This is a genomic window from Pararhizobium sp. DWP1-1-3, assembly GCF_049896125.1.
Lineage (GTDB): Bacteria > Pseudomonadota > Alphaproteobacteria > Rhizobiales > Rhizobiaceae > Pararhizobium.
This window is the reverse complement of sequence record NZ_JAFCTR010000003.1, coordinates 36,117-50,707: the sequence shown is the minus strand read 5'-3', so window position 1 is coordinate 50,707 and position 14,591 is coordinate 36,117. Positions and strand designations below refer to the sequence as shown.

Annotated in this window: 19 protein-coding genes and 2 pseudogenes; 17 read left to right on the top strand and 4 right to left on the bottom strand. The window is 55.8% G+C overall.

Annotated elements, in window-relative coordinates:
• The first annotated feature begins 8 nt into the window (after positions 1 to 8).
• Both ACP7BS_RS08230 and ACP7BS_RS08225 read left to right on the top strand, forming a co-directional pair.
• Entirely contained in the window at positions 9 to 1,586 is a 1,578-nt protein-coding gene (locus tag ACP7BS_RS08230; protein WP_426232017.1) for an aldehyde dehydrogenase (NADP(+)), read from the top strand.
• A 133-nt stretch (positions 1,587 to 1,719) separates the two neighbouring features.
• Positions 1,720 to 2,022, top strand: coding sequence for a hypothetical protein (locus ACP7BS_RS08225; protein WP_426232016.1), 303 nt, complete (start codon positions 1,720 to 1,722; stop codon positions 2,020 to 2,022).
• Between the two features lie 249 nt (positions 2,023 to 2,271).
• Here ACP7BS_RS08225 and ACP7BS_RS08220 read toward each other — a convergent pair.
• Positions 2,272 to 2,412, bottom strand: a pseudogene (locus tag ACP7BS_RS08220) (cold-shock protein); the annotation flags it as partial.
• 245 nt (positions 2,413 to 2,657) lie between these two features.
• Here ACP7BS_RS08220 and ACP7BS_RS08215 point away from each other — a divergent pair.
• Positions 2,658 to 2,939, top strand: coding sequence for a hypothetical protein (locus ACP7BS_RS08215; RefSeq protein WP_426237552.1), 282 nt, complete (start codon positions 2,658 to 2,660; stop codon positions 2,937 to 2,939).
• 110 nt (positions 2,940 to 3,049) lie between these two features.
• Positions 3,050 to 3,289, top strand: coding sequence for a helix-turn-helix domain-containing protein (locus ACP7BS_RS08210; protein ID WP_426232014.1), 240 nt, complete (start codon positions 3,050 to 3,052; stop codon positions 3,287 to 3,289).
• Positions 3,290 to 3,445: 156 nt separating this feature from the next.
• Here ACP7BS_RS08210 and ACP7BS_RS08205 read toward each other — a convergent pair whose 3' ends face one another.
• A complete protein-coding gene (locus tag ACP7BS_RS08205) occupies positions 3,446 to 3,934 on the bottom strand; it encodes a cytochrome P460 family protein (RefSeq protein WP_426232125.1) in 489 nt (162 codons plus the stop codon).
• A 271-nt stretch (positions 3,935 to 4,205) separates the two neighbouring features.
• Between ACP7BS_RS08205 and ACP7BS_RS08200 the strand changes: the two genes are divergently transcribed.
• Positions 4,206 to 4,607 carry a hypothetical protein gene (locus tag ACP7BS_RS08200; RefSeq protein ID WP_426237550.1) on the top strand — a complete coding sequence of 134 codons (402 nt, stop codon included), beginning with the start codon at positions 4,206 to 4,208 and terminating at the stop codon, positions 4,605 to 4,607.
• Between the two features lie 19 nt (positions 4,608 to 4,626).
• Here the strand turns inward: ACP7BS_RS08200 and ACP7BS_RS08195 are convergent, their stop codons facing one another.
• Both ACP7BS_RS08195 and ACP7BS_RS08190 read right to left on the bottom strand, forming a co-directional pair.
• Positions 4,627 to 4,890, bottom strand: coding sequence for a hypothetical protein (locus ACP7BS_RS08195; RefSeq protein ID WP_426237548.1), 264 nt, complete (start codon positions 4,888 to 4,890; stop codon positions 4,627 to 4,629).
• Between the two features lie 196 nt (positions 4,891 to 5,086).
• Positions 5,087 to 6,451, bottom strand: a complete 1,365-nt coding sequence (locus ACP7BS_RS08190; protein WP_426237546.1) for a cyclic nucleotide-binding domain-containing protein — start codon at positions 6,449 to 6,451, stop codon at positions 5,087 to 5,089.
• 608 nt (positions 6,452 to 7,059) lie between these two features.
• Between ACP7BS_RS08190 and ACP7BS_RS08185 the strand changes: the two genes are divergently transcribed.
• From ACP7BS_RS08185 to ACP7BS_RS08130, 12 genes and pseudogenes are all read left to right on the top strand, one after another.
• Entirely contained in the window at positions 7,060 to 7,989 is a 930-nt protein-coding gene (locus tag ACP7BS_RS08185; RefSeq protein WP_426237544.1) for a hypothetical protein, read from the top strand.
• Positions 7,967 to 8,224 (top strand): hypothetical protein, encoded by a 258-nt coding sequence (locus ACP7BS_RS08180; protein WP_426237542.1) that lies wholly within the window; start codon positions 7,967 to 7,969, stop codon positions 8,222 to 8,224. Before ACP7BS_RS08185 ends, ACP7BS_RS08180 begins: the two co-directional genes overlap by 23 nt.
• Positions 8,221 to 8,502 carry a hypothetical protein gene (locus ACP7BS_RS08175; protein WP_426238085.1) on the top strand — a complete coding sequence of 94 codons (282 nt, stop codon included), beginning with the start codon at positions 8,221 to 8,223 and terminating at the stop codon, positions 8,500 to 8,502. The genes ACP7BS_RS08180 and ACP7BS_RS08175 overlap by 4 nt, the downstream gene beginning before the upstream one ends.
• Positions 8,430 to 8,822: pseudogene (locus ACP7BS_RS08170) on the top strand (radical SAM protein); the annotation flags it as partial. The gene ACP7BS_RS08175 and the pseudogene ACP7BS_RS08170, both read left to right, overlap by 73 nt.
• Positions 8,823 to 9,000: 178 nt before the next feature.
• Positions 9,001 to 9,582: a hypothetical protein gene (locus tag ACP7BS_RS08165; protein ID WP_426238083.1), complete on the top strand. Its 582-nt coding sequence runs from the start codon at positions 9,001 to 9,003 to the stop codon at positions 9,580 to 9,582.
• 98 nt (positions 9,583 to 9,680) lie between these two features.
• Positions 9,681 to 10,112: a hypothetical protein gene (locus tag ACP7BS_RS08160; RefSeq protein WP_426232007.1), complete on the top strand. Its 432-nt coding sequence runs from the start codon at positions 9,681 to 9,683 to the stop codon at positions 10,110 to 10,112.
• A 274-nt stretch (positions 10,113 to 10,386) separates the two neighbouring features.
• Positions 10,387 to 10,665, top strand: coding sequence for a hypothetical protein (locus ACP7BS_RS08155; protein ID WP_426237540.1), 279 nt, complete (start codon positions 10,387 to 10,389; stop codon positions 10,663 to 10,665).
• Between the two features lie 300 nt (positions 10,666 to 10,965).
• The gene (locus tag ACP7BS_RS08150) at positions 10,966 to 11,238 is read left to right on the top strand and encodes a peptidoglycan-binding protein (RefSeq protein WP_426237538.1); all 273 of its coding nucleotides are present in this window, start codon (positions 10,966 to 10,968) and stop codon (positions 11,236 to 11,238) included.
• 192 nt (positions 11,239 to 11,430) lie between these two features.
• Positions 11,431 to 11,823 carry a DUF305 domain-containing protein gene (locus tag ACP7BS_RS08145; protein ID WP_426232004.1) on the top strand — a complete coding sequence of 131 codons (393 nt, stop codon included), beginning with the start codon at positions 11,431 to 11,433 and terminating at the stop codon, positions 11,821 to 11,823.
• Complete coding sequence (locus tag ACP7BS_RS08140; protein WP_426237535.1) at positions 11,820 to 13,193, top strand: YncE family protein; 1,374 nt, start codon at positions 11,820 to 11,822, stop codon at positions 13,191 to 13,193. Before ACP7BS_RS08145 ends, ACP7BS_RS08140 begins: the two co-directional genes overlap by 4 nt.
• Before the next feature lie 140 nt (positions 13,194 to 13,333).
• Entirely contained in the window at positions 13,334 to 13,930 is a 597-nt protein-coding gene (locus tag ACP7BS_RS08135; RefSeq protein ID WP_426237533.1) for an ATP-binding protein, read from the top strand.
• Entirely contained in the window at positions 13,930 to 14,583 is a 654-nt protein-coding gene (locus tag ACP7BS_RS08130) for a response regulator transcription factor (RefSeq protein WP_426232001.1), read from the top strand. The genes ACP7BS_RS08135 and ACP7BS_RS08130 overlap by 1 nt, the downstream gene beginning before the upstream one ends.
• Positions 14,584 to 14,591 lie beyond the last annotated feature (8 nt).

Below are 14,591 nucleotides of genomic sequence, written 5' to 3'. Positions count from 1 at the left end.
GACGTTCTATGACAACTGAAGTCACCGGAGAAATCCTGATCGGACAGTCTACAATGACCGGGCAGGGGAAGCCGATGCATGCCGTCAACCCGTCGACGGGGGCTCGCCTTCAACCGCCGTTTTCAATGGCGAGCGCTGCCGACGTCAATCGAGCCTGCCAATTGGCGGATGCAGCCTTTAATGCATATCGAGCGTTGGATTTGGAGGCCCGAGCGGTATTTCTCGAGACGATCGCTGCCAACATCGCCGATCTCGGCAGTTCGCTGATCGATCGTGCGATCGCCGAGACGGGTCTGCCTGCCTTTCGGCTCGAGGGAGAATTCGACAGGACCGTCAAACAGCTCCGGCTTTTCGCGTGGGTAGTGAGGGACGGGGAGTGGCTCGATCTCAGGGTGGACCCCGCGATGCCGAACCGAAAGCCTCTGCCCCGCCCCGATATTCGCCTGCGTCAGATTCCCCTGGGGCCTGTCGCAGTTTTCGGCTCAAGCAATTTCCCGCTGGCGTTCTCGGTTGCTGGAGGGGACACGACTGCTGCCCTCGCCGCTGGCTGTCCAGTCGTTGTAAAAGGGCATCTGGCCCATCCTGGAACTGGTGAGATGGTCGGCCGTGCAATCCAGGCCGCCGTAACCTCCTGCGGTCTCCCGGAAGGTGTCTTCTCACTCGTGACCGGTCCGAATGAAACCGGGGCAGCGCTTGTCCGCCATCCCGCAATGAAGGCTGTCGGCTTCACTGGCTCTCGGATAGGCGGTCTTGCCCTGCAGGCCATCGCCGCCGCGCGTGCCGAACCGATCCCCGTCTATGCCGAGATGTCGAGCGTGAACCCGGTATTCCTGCTTCGACAAGCGCTAGCGTCAAGAGCGGAGGAGATGGCGACTGCCTTTGTTGCCTCGTTTACTGTGGGGGCGGGCCAACTGTGCACCAATCCAGGCTTGCTGATCGCCATAGACGGCCAGGATGTCAACCGCTTCACCGGGGCTGCCGCAACATCTCTCAAAGAGAACGACGCCGGACCAATGCTGAGTGCAGGCATCCATGACGCATTTTTAAACGGTGTCGCGAGACTGGCCGGACACACCGGCGTCTCGACTGTTGCGAGAGGCCGCGACAGCGACGGCGTCAACCGTACGGCCGCAGCATTCTTCGAAACGACTGCCTCGCAGTTTTGCGCCGATCCAAGTCTCGCGGAAGAAGTGTTTGGAGCGTCGGCCTTGTTGGTTCGATGCGCCGATTTCTCTGATGTCCTTGCGGTCGCGAATGCGCTCGAAGGGCAGCTGACAGCAACCCTTCACCTCGATGACGGCGACCTCGAAGACGCTTCAGAGCTATTGCCGATCCTCGAACGGAAGGTCGGACGAATCCTTGCGAATGGATGGCCGACCGGCGTGGAGGTGTCTGATGCAATGGTGCACGGCGGGCCTTTCCCGGCTACGTCGGACAGCCGGACAACGTCGGTCGGGACGATGTCGATCCGACGCTTCCTGCGTCCTGTTTCGTATCAGAACCTTCCTGCCGGTCTTTTGCCGCAGGAACTCAGACCGGGCATAGTGGGATCGATGCCGCATCTTTTGGACGGCAAGAGAGCTTGACCCATTGTTAGAAAACTGAGCTGGAGGGCGAGCCGACTTCACCGGCAACGTTGCCGGGCGCCTTGTTTTCGCCTCCTGTGTCGTCAATGACGGCGTCGCGCCAAGTGGCGCCGATTTTCATAAAGGACATGTCATGATTGGGAAATTCGCTATCGCCGCACTGTCGCTGGTCGCCGCCGCTCAGGCCGCGCATGCTTCAAGCGGCAAGGCCTGGGACGCACTTTTTGCGAAGGTGAACGGGACTTGTATCGGTCAGTCGAGGATGGTTTCCCCAGAAGCTTCCGCGCCGATCGTGTTCGATGACGCGGCTGGCAAGGTCGCAGTCCTGCTTCGCGAGTCTGCAGGCAAAGGAAAGTCCAAAACGAATGTGATGTGCCTCTACGACAAAAAGACGGGTCGGGCGTCGATCGCTGAGTATCATTGGCTCGGTAACTAACCCAGCTTACGACTGCGCCGTTCATCATCGACGGCGCAGTCGGCAAACCTCATTTCACGAGAATGGTCACATGACAGTGGGACTTCATTCCCGTGACGAGGATCTGATCATCAAAGGCCACGAACCCACTTTCGCGTGCGCCGCCTTTTAAGGGCACAGAGGATCCAGCCCAAAGCTGGATTAAAATCAAACTTCGCGAACGTTCTCCGCTTTGGCTTTTCAAGTCTTTCGATCCTGGCCCACTTCTTAGCTCACCTTCTGTCCCTCCAGCAGGCAGCCGCCGCCTTGAAGGGCCGATACGTGAACAAACAAATCCTGACCTCCGTTTTCCGGTGTGATGAAACCGAAACCCTTATCATTGTTAAAGAACCTAACGGTACCTGTAGCCATTCGAAATCCCTTTGTTCTGTGGGGGCGCGTCGGCAAGTCGAGACAGGCCTTTGCTAGCCAGGCAGCTCGCTAAAAGCGCTTACTCTTGCATCAGATGCCCAGCAGCTGTGCACTGGGGTCATGGTCCGCCGATTGTATAAGGCAATGACCGCTCCCATATCCGCTATCAGTAAACACCTTCACGGAAATGTTGCGGCGAACATCCAGCAATCTGCTGTACGAGGTCGCGCGCGTAGGAGCGTTGGATGCATACGATACCGAAAAGTTTGAGCGAGATGACGTCTAAGGAGCGAGCTAGCTTGGTGACCGTGGTCGTGCAGGCGTTGCGCTCGATGGCGGATGACGCCTTCGAGAACGGCAATGCGCCGTTGGCAGCGAACGCTGTGTCCATCGCATACTCGATCATTGGATGTTCGACGGAGCGCTCCGATACGCATGTCGAAGCCGCAAGTCTGCTGTTGGAGCAGGGAATGCATTTCATGCAGGCATACGAGCACCCTGCTTCGGATCGCAAGCTGTTCCACTAAAGAATGTTGGAAGCCTTGATATACGGTCATGGGACGCCGCGAACCGAGTTTCGACCCGGCCGTCTAAATTGAGCCTGTCGGCTCACAACCAAATATACGAAGGACATCCCATGACCATGTCGATTAGTAATCTGAAGGCTTTCTCACCTGCCAAGACAGTGCAGGGAGAAGCTGGTCAAATTGTCAGGCGCGCGCGCGAAGCACTCGGCTACTCGGTTGACGACCTTGCTGAGACTTGTGGTCTGACGACGCAAGAAATCGACACAATCGAACTCGGTGCAGACGCCGATCCTGTACGGCTTCGCCGCGTGGCAGCCGCTCTGCAGATCGATCAGTCGATTTTTGAGTGAACCAAAGGGACAGAGCGGCGGCAAAGATTGGATGCCGCCCTCGCACTCTGTTGCCGCCCGCGAAAAAAACCGCTCGACGCCGCCACCCTTCATGGATCGGGTCAAATCTCGGAATCTCCATATGACAGTGCCAGTGCATCGAGAGGACTGCGCGGTTCATGGCGAATAATGGCTGAAGACTAGATCGTCGTCGGACTTAAGCTTGGTGTGACAGGTGAAACAGGAGTTCATAAGCTCCTTGCTGGGATTGGCATGCCCATTTTCGAACTGCCCATAGCCCCAACCTCCAGTCGATGCGTACCTGGTTGAATCCTTGACGCTTATCTGAACATTGGTGGCGGCGCCCGCCACAAACGACTGGGGTTGTGGAAAAACGGCGTTGTTTCGTGGGGAGGATTCGTAGCGGTACGCCAGTCGCGCAATCACCGTTCCGTCCGGAAACGGGCGCGTCCCGTCCCGGAACGCTTTCAGCGCGATGTCATTTCCCAGTATCGCGCGTATATCGTTGTTTTTACCGGCTTCGTGCGCGACCGTTATCACCTCCCACTTTCGGTATCCGTCGGGCAGTCTGACTCCGAAGATGGGTGAACTGGAGGCGCCATCATCTGCGATGGCAATCGAGAGCGAAATCAAAACCGCTAGCATTCCCAATGACAAAGGCCATGCGTAGTTGACTTTCATTGCTCTCTCCCGCGCTTTCCGATTGGGACTGCGCTTCTGGGCGGGCTCCTTCGATGGAGCTCGTCGCAATCCGTGTGGCGGGATTGTAGGTCCAATACTTTATTGTGCCGAGCGAGTTCGCGTGAGGTGGAGTTAAATTGAGCGAGCACCACTTACCCGCCAATTCTGGCCTGTTGGCGAAATCTCAACCTTAGAGAGATATGATGATAGCTAGTGATCGGATTTGGATTTGGAGATGTATCGACTGGGCTTCTTTTTGGTGTCATTTTTATCCATCGCCGGGCAAGACATGAGATCGACTTCCCACGCGCAGGACCTCCCAGTTCTTGCTGGTATGGCAACCCGCTCTGGTTCTTGCGAAAAACTGATTATGGCTGGTCGGAGTTTTTCAGAACACTGCAAGGGAAAAATCGTCCAGTCCATCTACACGACCGGGAGGACGGGATTTACAGTAGTCATCGGCGACGAGGGCGCTGTCGCGACCTTCAGCGCGATGGAAGGTGAAAGGCCAGACGCCGACAGTCAGTTGCAGAGCCTAGACAAGGCCATCTTCAATCTCGGGATTGAGGGATCGATCCCAGTGTGCAAGAACTTTCCGGCAATTGTGCCTACAGTAATCCTTACAAGGGACCAATGATCAATCAGTGCTGGGTCGCTCAGTCTGCGAATGTTGCCCTCGCGCCAAGATATTCGCGCGCCAGCTGTCGGATCGCATCAACCGCGACGCTCACGGGCCATCCTACGCTCTCCGCCCTTCCAGCAAGATGAATGAAGACCTCCGGCGTTTCAGGTCCGGCAGCAGCTTCCACGCTTACATCGGCTAGCAAAATGAGATCATTAAATGATGGTCGTATCGCTTCGACAGCCTTTTCTAAGTCGATGGGGCCATCAGGGCGAGCGATTGATTGCATGGGTGCCATGAGACGGTTCTCCTGGTTAAAACGGGGTTGACGGAGATCGCGGCTTTGAAAAGACTTGTTCATATATCGGTTCGGCGGCGGATCTTGGCAAGGACCCAAGGTTCCCCTCGTCGTTTTCGGGTCGCTATAGAGGTACCGCTTCTAATGAAGAAGCCGCCAAGAGTCGTTTCCCCTATTTGCCGTATGTGTAACAACTTCAGCTATGAGGTTTTTCTGACATCTTTCGCAGGAACCCCCGCAGTTTCGAAAGAAACATTTCTGGAGCATTGATGTGTTCGTCTTGGTGCCCAACTACGTCGGCACGCTGCATGAGTTGACCCCGTCGGGCCAACACTTCTAAGCTCTGAACGAGTTCCGGCTTCCGTGCGATTGCATCCGACACCGCCGCTTTGTCCAGCCTGTACGCAGTTACTGGTGTAAGTGCGGACGCCGTAGCGGCGTAAGGTCGCCCCGTGATCATGCCTATCGCACCCAGACTTCCACCCGGACCTAGTCGATAGATCACTCTGTCGCTCGCAACGCTAGGATCCGTGATCTGCACACTTCCTGATGCAATCATGAATATGGAGTGGGACTCATCGCCCTGCTTGATCAAAATTTCATCGGCCGCGAACCAGACCTCTTCCAGGTGCTCCGCCAGCAGCGCACGATCTTCAGCTGCGAGAATGCCGAACCAGTCCGATTCCTGAAGCAGGATGGTTGTGGTGGGGACTTCGGGACTTGTCACGCTTTGCGTGCCAGCAACTGCCAAAGAGATCCCCGCATGGCGAAGATGGTTTTGGACGTGGCCAAGCAACTCGGTACGCGCGTCAACGAATGCTTCGATACTCGGAATAGCAAAACTGATGTCGTAGGCGACGCCGTCACCCCGTAGTTCGCTTCGGGCCACCGAAGGCGGTGGCTTGTCAGCCAGCAGCGTGCACGTCTTGACCGCGGCGGTGAGGACGGACATGCATCGATCTGGTCGCTCGTTGGCCGCTAGCATGACTGTGATCGAAACCCCGCGGATGGTCGTCGGCAGACTGTGATTAACCAGACGAGCCTTTGCCATCACGTTATTTGGGACGATCGCTACATCTCGGTTGAGCGTTGCAATGTGGGTCGAGCGCCAGTTTACCTGCATGACGCGCCCTTCGATGCCACCTTCGACCCATATCAGATCGCCGACGCTGTATGGGCGCTCAATTCCCACCGCAATACCGGAGAACACGTCCGAGAGACTGCTTTGAAGTGCGAGCCCAAGTACGATGGCGATAACACCGGAGGTCGCCAACAGTCCGCCGATCGGTACGGAGAAGACCAGATCGATTATGGCGAACAAAGCAACTAGGTAAATGACTGCGGCCAGGAGGTCAGAAACGATGCGGCTCTCGCGTGGCTTGGTATCGAACACCACGAACAATCTTGTCAGGCCGATTGCACATTGGGCCGTCACGATCCACCAGCCAGATTCGATCACCTGTTGCCAGGCGCGTACATCGGGCTGCTGTAGATCGTACTGGGGAGCTAAGGGAGAGCCGAGGGCCTTGTGCACGAAGAATGTCAGCACGACGAACGCCATCACGCGCCATGCTGCCCGTGTCCAGAGCGCCCAGCGCGATATGAGCCAAGGAACTACGGCTGTCGCGAGTAGTAACAGGGTTGAGCCAACGAGAGCGGCGTCGGTGCTTAAAATCATCGTGATCCGCCCGTTGATGGCTCCGCAATGCCCACCGCGAGCACGGTCACATCCGGAGGCATGTGTTGCATTCGACAAAGTGTTCACGATAACTCGCTAGGACCAGCAAAAGCCAGAGGCAAGAAAGCATCTCCCACGGCTTGCACCGCGTTTACCGATGACGAATTTTCGCCTTGCCGATCCCGCGCAACCCAATACGTTCTCGTTTGACGGGTCCGAATCAAGATTTCAATCATGAGTAACCTCTTTGCTGTGCGGGCGACATACTTGGGTGTGACGATCGTTTCGACTGTGCTGATTGGGGGAGTGCCGCAACCGCACAATCGCTCTCCGGCGTCACCATTGGCAGCGACAAAGGCGCTCTCAATCAACTCGGCGTCGCTCAGACCTCATCTCATTCCCTGGGGCCACACTCCGCGGTGAATTTTGCATTGCCGGGCGGCAATGATCTTTCCGCTACGTTTCTACGGTCTAGCGGCAGGATCGTGTACTTGGAGACGGATTGGGGCGGACAAGGGGGCGGGGCGTATTCCGACTTCGAAGGTTTCAAGTATGGGGAAACTTCGCTTTCCGCAATCCGCATGCGGTTCGGTCATAACGGACTTATGTTCGACGCGAGGCCCCCCGTGTCATTGGCCGGTGACGGGGCACTCATTTTCTTCAACTACTACGAAATATCGGGAAAACGCCAGGTGGCGACGTTCGTGACGACGGTCACTGCCTCTGTGCTGGCCGAGCTTCAAGCGTCACATGGAAACGAAAAGCTCGGCGACTTCATAGCCCCTTATGCTAAACTCAGCGCTGTTATACTGGCCGAACAAGACTACGCGGACACGATTTGGGGCGCGAAGAAACCTTACGATTCTGGCTACGGGCCTATTAATTGGGGTGGCGAACCGTCCGGGATCAGTGGTCAGAACCGGCTCTCCAATGTTTCTCCTGACGATTATAGCGTGGAGGATATCTTCACGGGAAAGACAAAGCTTCCCGATTTCAAAGCGCGTGACGCAAAGTTCAACAGCTTCCGAACTCGTATCCGCAACGCTTTAAACGGGGGCCTAAACTTTGCCGGCGAATACTCTGTCGTTCAGATCGGGTGCGGGAAAGGATGCACATTCGTCGTCGTAGCGAGCAATCGCACGGGACAACCATTCAACTTCCCTCGCGGTGGCGAAGATAGCATGTACCTGAGCTTGAAGTATCAGCTTTCGAGCAGGCTCTTCACTACCCAATGGGCGTCCTACGACGAAAGCAATGCTACCTCGAATTCTTCGAGTTCGACCAAGGGAATTGGAAAGCGCTCTCCAAACGCTACGTCGGCCCACGGGAGGCGTGATACAAGACGATTGACGAAAATCTCAATTGACCTTCGGGCAACTTTAGCGCGGGAGGCGAAAAATGATGTTAAGAAATTCACGTAAAGTCTTGGTCGAGTTGGTGTTTTTGCCGTTTCTGGAAGATGCGCTCGCGCGTTTTGCGTATCTAAATCCCACAGTCCAGGTGGAAATCGGTCCCCCGATCACGCTTGCGGGTCCCGCCGGTCTAGACCTTGCCGAAGCCGTGCGCGATTTCCAGTTCACACTTTGCCGACAGAAGATCTACGCAGAAACACAATCGGTTCGGAGTGCGCTGATCCATGGAGTGATGGGCCGATGAATGTATTCCCATTGAAATTCGGCCGGCTTTCAGATGGCAACCTTCTTTTCACGTACGATGCGGGCGGATATTTCAAGTCAGGCGAAGACTTTCTTGGGCGCTATGCGAGGGACAGGCTCGATGACCGCGATCATGAGTACTTGGCACAGAATGGTCACTCGTACGTTGGCGTCGACGACCCGTCCTTCAACGCGTTCATGTATCGGTGGGCAAACAGACTGTATGCTCCCGTTGGGCTCGACTACGTCATTCTCGTGCCGACCCGCGCTGCAATCTAGCCTGTGGCTATTGTCAGGTTTCCCGCGTCAACGAGAATACACCGGGATTTGATTGGGACGAGGCGACGCTCGAAGTCGTCCTGAAGTTTTTGGATAGCCTGACGACAAAGCGTCTTAAGGTGGAATTCCAAGGCGGAGAGCCCCTGTTACGGCTGGACTTGCTTGAAGGCGACCGTGCCTTTTGTCGTCAACGCTTCGAGCATGCCGAGTGTGTTGTCTGTACAAACCTGCAATTGCTCGGTCCCGCTGAATGGGATTTCATCTCTGCAGTCGACACTCACGTCAGCACCTCGCTCGACGCGGATAGAGAGATCCACAAGCACCAACGCACGGTCACCGACGTGCGAACCGAAGAATTTTTCCAAAATCTGCGCCGCGTCACTTCAGAACTTGGTTCTTCCAAGCTGTCGGCGTTACCCACACTGGACATCCGAAATCTGCCTGAACCTGTCTCGGTGATTGCAAGCTTCACTTCCCACGGCATGCGATCAATCTTTTTTGAGGCCCGTAAACTATCAAGGATTCGCGAGGAAGCAGTTTCAGGCGCTGAAGAGCGCGAAAAAGTGGAACGCCTATCATTCGTCCTTCATCGATGCCGTCGTCGAGTACAATTGGACCGCACTCGAGCCGATCGAGGAGTACTATCTCGTTCACTGTCTTCGGCGCGTGCTGAGGGCAGGGCATAACAGACACTCCGATCTTCGAAACCCGAACATTCTTGGAGACAGCTACCTCGTTATCGACCACGACGGGGTGTTCCATCCTACCGACGAGGCGCGAATGGTCTCACGCATCGGACAGATTGATCTGTCGATGGGAAACCTGAGGACTGGATTGGATCGGAGCTTGTTGACCGCACTCAATCAGGCATATTGCGGCGTCGACCTCGTCGATGATCTTTCGCGCTACGGCCGGATCGATCTCCCCAAAAACCTCACGGACTTCTGTCAGCGCCATACCCATATTTTCGATAAGGTGTTCGAACTGATTTATTCAGAAGACCCGAAGGTGCAGAAATCTGTCGCGATATGGGCGGGCATGCCTGAGTTCGACACTGCGCTTGCGAAGGTGCACTCGTGATCGACTTGAGGCTTAAAATCGACCCCCTGCGACTTGTTGAGCCCCTTGTCGTAAGGCTCTGCAACGTTGGCGCAGCCGCAACTGATCATGACGCTGTCTTGATTGGACGTGAAGGCGAACTTCACGAATATGATTACTGTGGTTTCTCTCTGATCGTCCACTCGCCCCCAAACACCGAGATTGGCGGTGACGTGCTGCTCCTTCTGCCGGGTCAGGCGAGTGCACATCGTCTCACAAGGGCAGATTCCAGGCACAACACCTTACTCGTCACGGAGCAATGCGATCAGCTCTGCGTAATGTGCTCTCAGCCACCGCCGAAGAAACAGCATTCCGACCTCTTCGACCAATTCGCCACCGCGGTAACGCTCGCGCCGAATGATTCGTACGTCGGCATCTCAGGGGGCGAGCCGATGTTGCACAAGGAGCGGCTGTTTACATTCCTCGAGACGTCGGCCGCTCTGCGCCCCGATGTCCGCTTCCACATTCTGACCAATGGCAGCATTTCGAACCAGGCGACATCGCGCGGCTGAGTGAGATTGGCCTGGATCGAATCCTTTGGGGGATTCCTTTGTACGCCCGGACCGCCACCCTTCACGACGAAATCGTCGGCAAGCGAGGAGCTTTCGTGCGCCTTGAGGAAACGTTGTCGATGCTGATGCTCGCCGGCGCCTCAGTCGAATTGCGTACCGTTGTGATGCGGCAGAATTTCTCGGACTTGCCCGCACTCGCAAGGCATATTCATAACCGACTTCCGTTCATCTCCGTCTGAGCGCTGATGCAGTTAGAGCGAATTGGCTTGGTCGCATGAACTGGGACACTAGCTTCATCGACACGTCGAAAGATTTCGATGCGTTAAAGTCGGCGGTTAACATCGCCATCACCCACGGAATTGAAGTCTCTCTTTACAATTTTCCGCTTTGCTCGGTGCCTGAGCCGTACAGGAGGTTGACGCCGTCCACCATTTCCGACTGGAAGAGAAAGTATCTTGACGTTTGTGAGACATGCAACTCGCGCGATGCTTGTGGTGGCTTCTTCGAGTGGTGTAAGCATTCAGAGGGGTTTGGGGAGATTTCGCCTTTATGAAAACGCGGTTGTTTACGATTCCGACGCTGCTCGCGGCTGGCTTCATACCGAGTAAGCTCGACGCGGCGCCGATCAGCGCCATGATGTCGAAAAGCGATCTTTCGTTATCGATCTTCCAACGCCTCCAGCTACAGCACGTTTACACACTCGCTGGCCATCGCTCCCATTCCAGTCATCGGTCGCATTCGAGCCACCGATCTTTGGGCGATGGCGGATATGTGGCGCGGACACCTCGATTTTACAGCTCCGAGCCAGTCCTACCAAAGGTCCCCACTTTACCGGGTGCAGCCGGACACGACCGTGACCACGCCGGGCTCAGCAGCCGGGATCATGGACCCAAGCTACTATCCCGCAGTCCCGTTGAAGCAGGAACTGAAGGTTCTTTTCAGACAGATCGTTATCCAGGTGCAAAAGGCACTGAGCCTCTTTGGCTACTATGACGGCGTCATCGATGGAAAAATCGGACCCCAGTCTAAGGTGGCACTCGCCAAATTACAGGAGGACTACGGTTTGAAGGTGACAGGCACCATCACGCCCGAGGTGTTAAATTCGCTGAACATCCGCGCCTACTGACGGCGAATAAGTTTCGGCTGTCTGAATGATCAGCACTCTTGCCGATCAAGTACCCGTGCGGTGCAAATTGGCCGGACATTTCGGCTATCTACGCCGACAACTCACAGCGTCTCACGCCAGCTAATCCGATCTCCTTGGCGCTGTCAGTCTCAAGAATGCTAAACCGGCGTCGATATTCCGAAGGAAACCGACATGCGCCGCGTTCTTCCTGTCCTCGCCCTGCTTGCCTGCGCCACGCCAGCGGCTGGCGACCAAATAAACCATCATGCCCACGCCGGTTCGACAGACCAGCCACCTACGACGCCGTTTTCGATGTCGATGAGGCTCTCGATGTCGAAGATGCACTCCGCCATGATGTCTGCGCCACAGTCTGGAATTCCAGAACGTGACTTTCTGGAGCAGATGTTGCCACACCATCGAGGAGCCGTTGACATGGCGAAGGCTGTTCTGTTGGCCACGTCCGATATGGAGATCCGAAATCTAGCCCAGTCGATAGTCACCGAACAGGAATATGAGATTCAGCTCATGACTATCATGCTCGAGAAGATGTCAGCGCGGGTGTCTACCGAAGGGGCTGCGCGATGAACCGCTCGATCTTAATGTTGAGCGCGCTTCTCCTCGCGCAGGATGCGTCGGCCGATCCGAGCTCGAAAGACCGTGTCTACGCCGCAGATCAAAACAGCAACACCGTAAGCGTGGTTGATCCATCGACGAACCGGCTTCTCGGCTACATCAAGCTTGGTGATCCGCGGCCATACGTCCTCAGCGCCTTATACAAAGGGCAAGTCAACGTACATGGGCTCGGATTCTCACCCAATCACCGGACGATTGTCGTCGTATCGACCATTACAAATTCAGTCACCTTCGTTGATACCGCCACAAACCATGTGAAAGGGACCGCCTACATTGGTCGAAATCCCCACGAGGCATTCTTCACTCCGGATGGGAATGAGGTATGGGCGACGGTTCGTGGCGAAGATTACATATCGGTGATAGACGCATCGACCTACCTGGAAACCGCCCGAATTCCCACAACCTCTGGTCCGGGAATGGTCATGTTCTCGGTCGATGGAGAGCGGGCTGTGGTGTGCAATAGCTTCAACCCCGTCGTCGAAGTGTTCGACGTCAAGACCCGAAGACTTTTGAAATCGATTCCGGTCGTTTCGCCGTTCTCACCGTTCATCCAAGTGACGCCCGATGGACGGGAGGCGTGGCTTACCCACAAGGATGTCGGAAAGGTGACGAGGGTGGACCTCAAGTCCCTGACGGTGGCGGGCGTCATCGACACCGGCCCGATAACGAACCATTTGGCTTTTGCAAAAACAGCCGAGGGACTGAGAGCCTACGTCACGGTTGGAGGCGAAAATCTTGTCAAAGTCTATAGTGCTGATCAAGCGTCGGACCTGGTGACGACTATCGCAGTTGGCGCGCTGCCGCACGGCATCTGGGGTTCCGATGACGGTAGCAGGATCTTTCTTGCTCTCGAGAACGGAGACGGGGTCGATGTGGTGGAAACGGCCACCAATACAAAAATCGCCCACATACCTTCCGGGCAGGCACCTCAGGCCCTGATCTATGTCTCCAATGCCGTCCCTGAAGGCAACGGTCTGCAAAATCTGACCCCAAGGAAAGATGCCCCCGAAAACTCAACAGCACTTTTGAAATCTCAAGACGGCAGGGGCGGCAGAGGTTTGATCGTTTCCCGAAATCTCGGCTTGATCGACACCGTCGATGTAAGTGTCTACAATTTGCGGCCGGCGACCGATTACGAAGTCTTGTTCGACGGCAAACTTCCACCGGTAGCGGCGTTCACGACAGACGCCAAGGGGAACGCAATGGCTAGCGCTCTCGGGCCGACCAGAAAAATCACACCGGCCTCGAATCAGGATACGAAAACGGTCGTGAGCGTCGTGGTTCCCGGTGACACGAGTCGGCCAGTCCTTCTTGGAGAATAAATGCCAGCGCAGAAAGTGGGTTGGAGGCTGAATTCGTACCATTTCGATAAACAAAGCGAACTCGCTGTGGTTTTCTCAGGTTGGGGCTCCGGACGCACTTCTATGGCTGGTTGCGGAATCGATTTCGAAGCAAGGCCGCAATGGACGACTTCTCGAAGGCTGCTACGCCGGACCAGCCATCTGTCACGACATTGAGAGGCGAGCTCCCAACCCATCTTGACGCTCGTTTATGGACCGGTTTTGCGCTCGGTGACCGCACTTCCAGCGATGGGCGTGATCCGCGGCGGAAACGGATTGGAACTGTTTTCCGAGGCCGAAGACGGTCTGGAGCGAAGCTGCGCAGCCGCCAAATCGAGGCACGCCTATTTCTCGGTACGCCGATGAGATCTGTCAGTTGCGAAAGATTCCTACTCCAGCAGGTGCTTTCAAAAATTATGCTGACCGCCGCTGAGGCGATCTCCTGTGTGGAATGCCCCCGCAAAATCTGCTTGGTAACGCAAGAAAATCAACGTGGACATGTTAATGTGCGCCTAGAAGACTACGGCCTCAGACAAGACCCTGTTGCTTTCGACCAGGTTTTTGAAGCATTCTACTCCACCAAACCCGATGGCAAGGGAATGGGTCTCGCAATATGCCGATCGATCGTAGAAGTGCACGGTGGCAAGATCATTGCACATCCCGGACCGTCGGGAGGAGCCTTCTTCGAGTTGACGATACCATGTGCAAGGGGGCATTAATGAACAACGCGTCTGAGACAACTGCACCGCAAGTTGTCGTCATCGAAGACGACGTAGGTGTTCGGGAATCGCTTGTCGGGCTCCTGCGCTCGATGAAATTCAGCGTCTCGGCCTTCTCATCCACCTCGGAGTTTTCCTCAAAAGGCAAGCTGGACGAGGTCGGCTGTATGATTTTGGATGTCCGGCTGCCTGGTCAAAGCGGGATCGAGTTTTACGAAGAGGCCCGTTCCAAAGGGTTCCAAAGGCCGGTCATCTTTATGAGCGGCCACGCCGACGTTCCGATTGCCGTTCGGGCGATGAAGGCCGGAGCCGTCGAATTTCTTACCAAGCCGGTGCGCGAACAAGATCTCCTTGACGCGATCCACGCTGCTCTGAAACGCGATACGCGCTCCTCTCGGATGGAGCAGGCGGCGTCAGATGCTCGAGCGGGATTCGAATCGTTGACGAAGCGAGAGCAGGAGGTGCTAGTTCGGGTTGTCGAGGGTCAGCGCAACAAGCAGATTTCTGCGGCTTTGGGAATAACAGAAGCTACCGTGAAGTTGCACCGCGGTAACGTCATGCAGAAAATGCACGCGCAAACGCTGCCGCAACTGGTGCGTCATTTTGATTTGTTGGATTTCGGCGATCAGGTAGCAATTTCCTCATCGGTGTAGCCTTACGT

Excerpts from the sequence above, each read along its gene's own strand:
- ACP7BS_RS08230 (WP_426232017.1), top strand. The coding sequence starts at position 9 with ATGACAACTGAAGTCACCGGAGAAATCCTGATCGGACAGTCTACAATG.
- ACP7BS_RS08225 (WP_426232016.1), top strand. The coding sequence starts at position 1,720 with ATGATTGGGAAATTCGCTATCGCCGCACTGTCGCTGGTCGCCGCCGCT.
- ACP7BS_RS08215 (WP_426237552.1), top strand. The coding sequence starts at position 2,658 with ATGCATACGATACCGAAAAGTTTGAGCGAGATGACGTCTAAGGAGCGA.
- ACP7BS_RS08210 (WP_426232014.1), top strand. The coding sequence starts at position 3,050 with ATGACCATGTCGATTAGTAATCTGAAGGCTTTCTCACCTGCCAAGACA.
- ACP7BS_RS08205 (WP_426232125.1), bottom strand. The coding sequence starts at position 3,934 with ATGCTAGCGGTTTTGATTTCGCTCTCGATTGCCATCGCAGATGATGGC.
- ACP7BS_RS08200 (WP_426237550.1), top strand. The coding sequence starts at position 4,206 with ATGTATCGACTGGGCTTCTTTTTGGTGTCATTTTTATCCATCGCCGGG.
- ACP7BS_RS08195 (WP_426237548.1), bottom strand. The coding sequence starts at position 4,890 with ATGGCACCCATGCAATCAATCGCTCGCCCTGATGGCCCCATCGACTTA.
- ACP7BS_RS08190 (WP_426237546.1), bottom strand. The coding sequence starts at position 6,451 with ATGGCGTTCGTCGTGCTGACATTCTTCGTGCACAAGGCCCTCGGCTCT.
- ACP7BS_RS08180 (WP_426237542.1), top strand. The coding sequence starts at position 7,967 with ATGATGTTAAGAAATTCACGTAAAGTCTTGGTCGAGTTGGTGTTTTTG.
- ACP7BS_RS08175 (WP_426238085.1), top strand. The coding sequence starts at position 8,221 with ATGAATGTATTCCCATTGAAATTCGGCCGGCTTTCAGATGGCAACCTT.
- ACP7BS_RS08155 (WP_426237540.1), top strand. The coding sequence starts at position 10,387 with ATGAACTGGGACACTAGCTTCATCGACACGTCGAAAGATTTCGATGCG.
- ACP7BS_RS08145 (WP_426232004.1), top strand. The coding sequence starts at position 11,431 with ATGCGCCGCGTTCTTCCTGTCCTCGCCCTGCTTGCCTGCGCCACGCCA.
- ACP7BS_RS08140 (WP_426237535.1), top strand. The coding sequence starts at position 11,820 with ATGAACCGCTCGATCTTAATGTTGAGCGCGCTTCTCCTCGCGCAGGAT.
- ACP7BS_RS08135 (WP_426237533.1), top strand. The coding sequence starts at position 13,334 with ATGGACGACTTCTCGAAGGCTGCTACGCCGGACCAGCCATCTGTCACG.
- ACP7BS_RS08130 (WP_426232001.1), top strand. The coding sequence starts at position 13,930 with ATGAACAACGCGTCTGAGACAACTGCACCGCAAGTTGTCGTCATCGAA.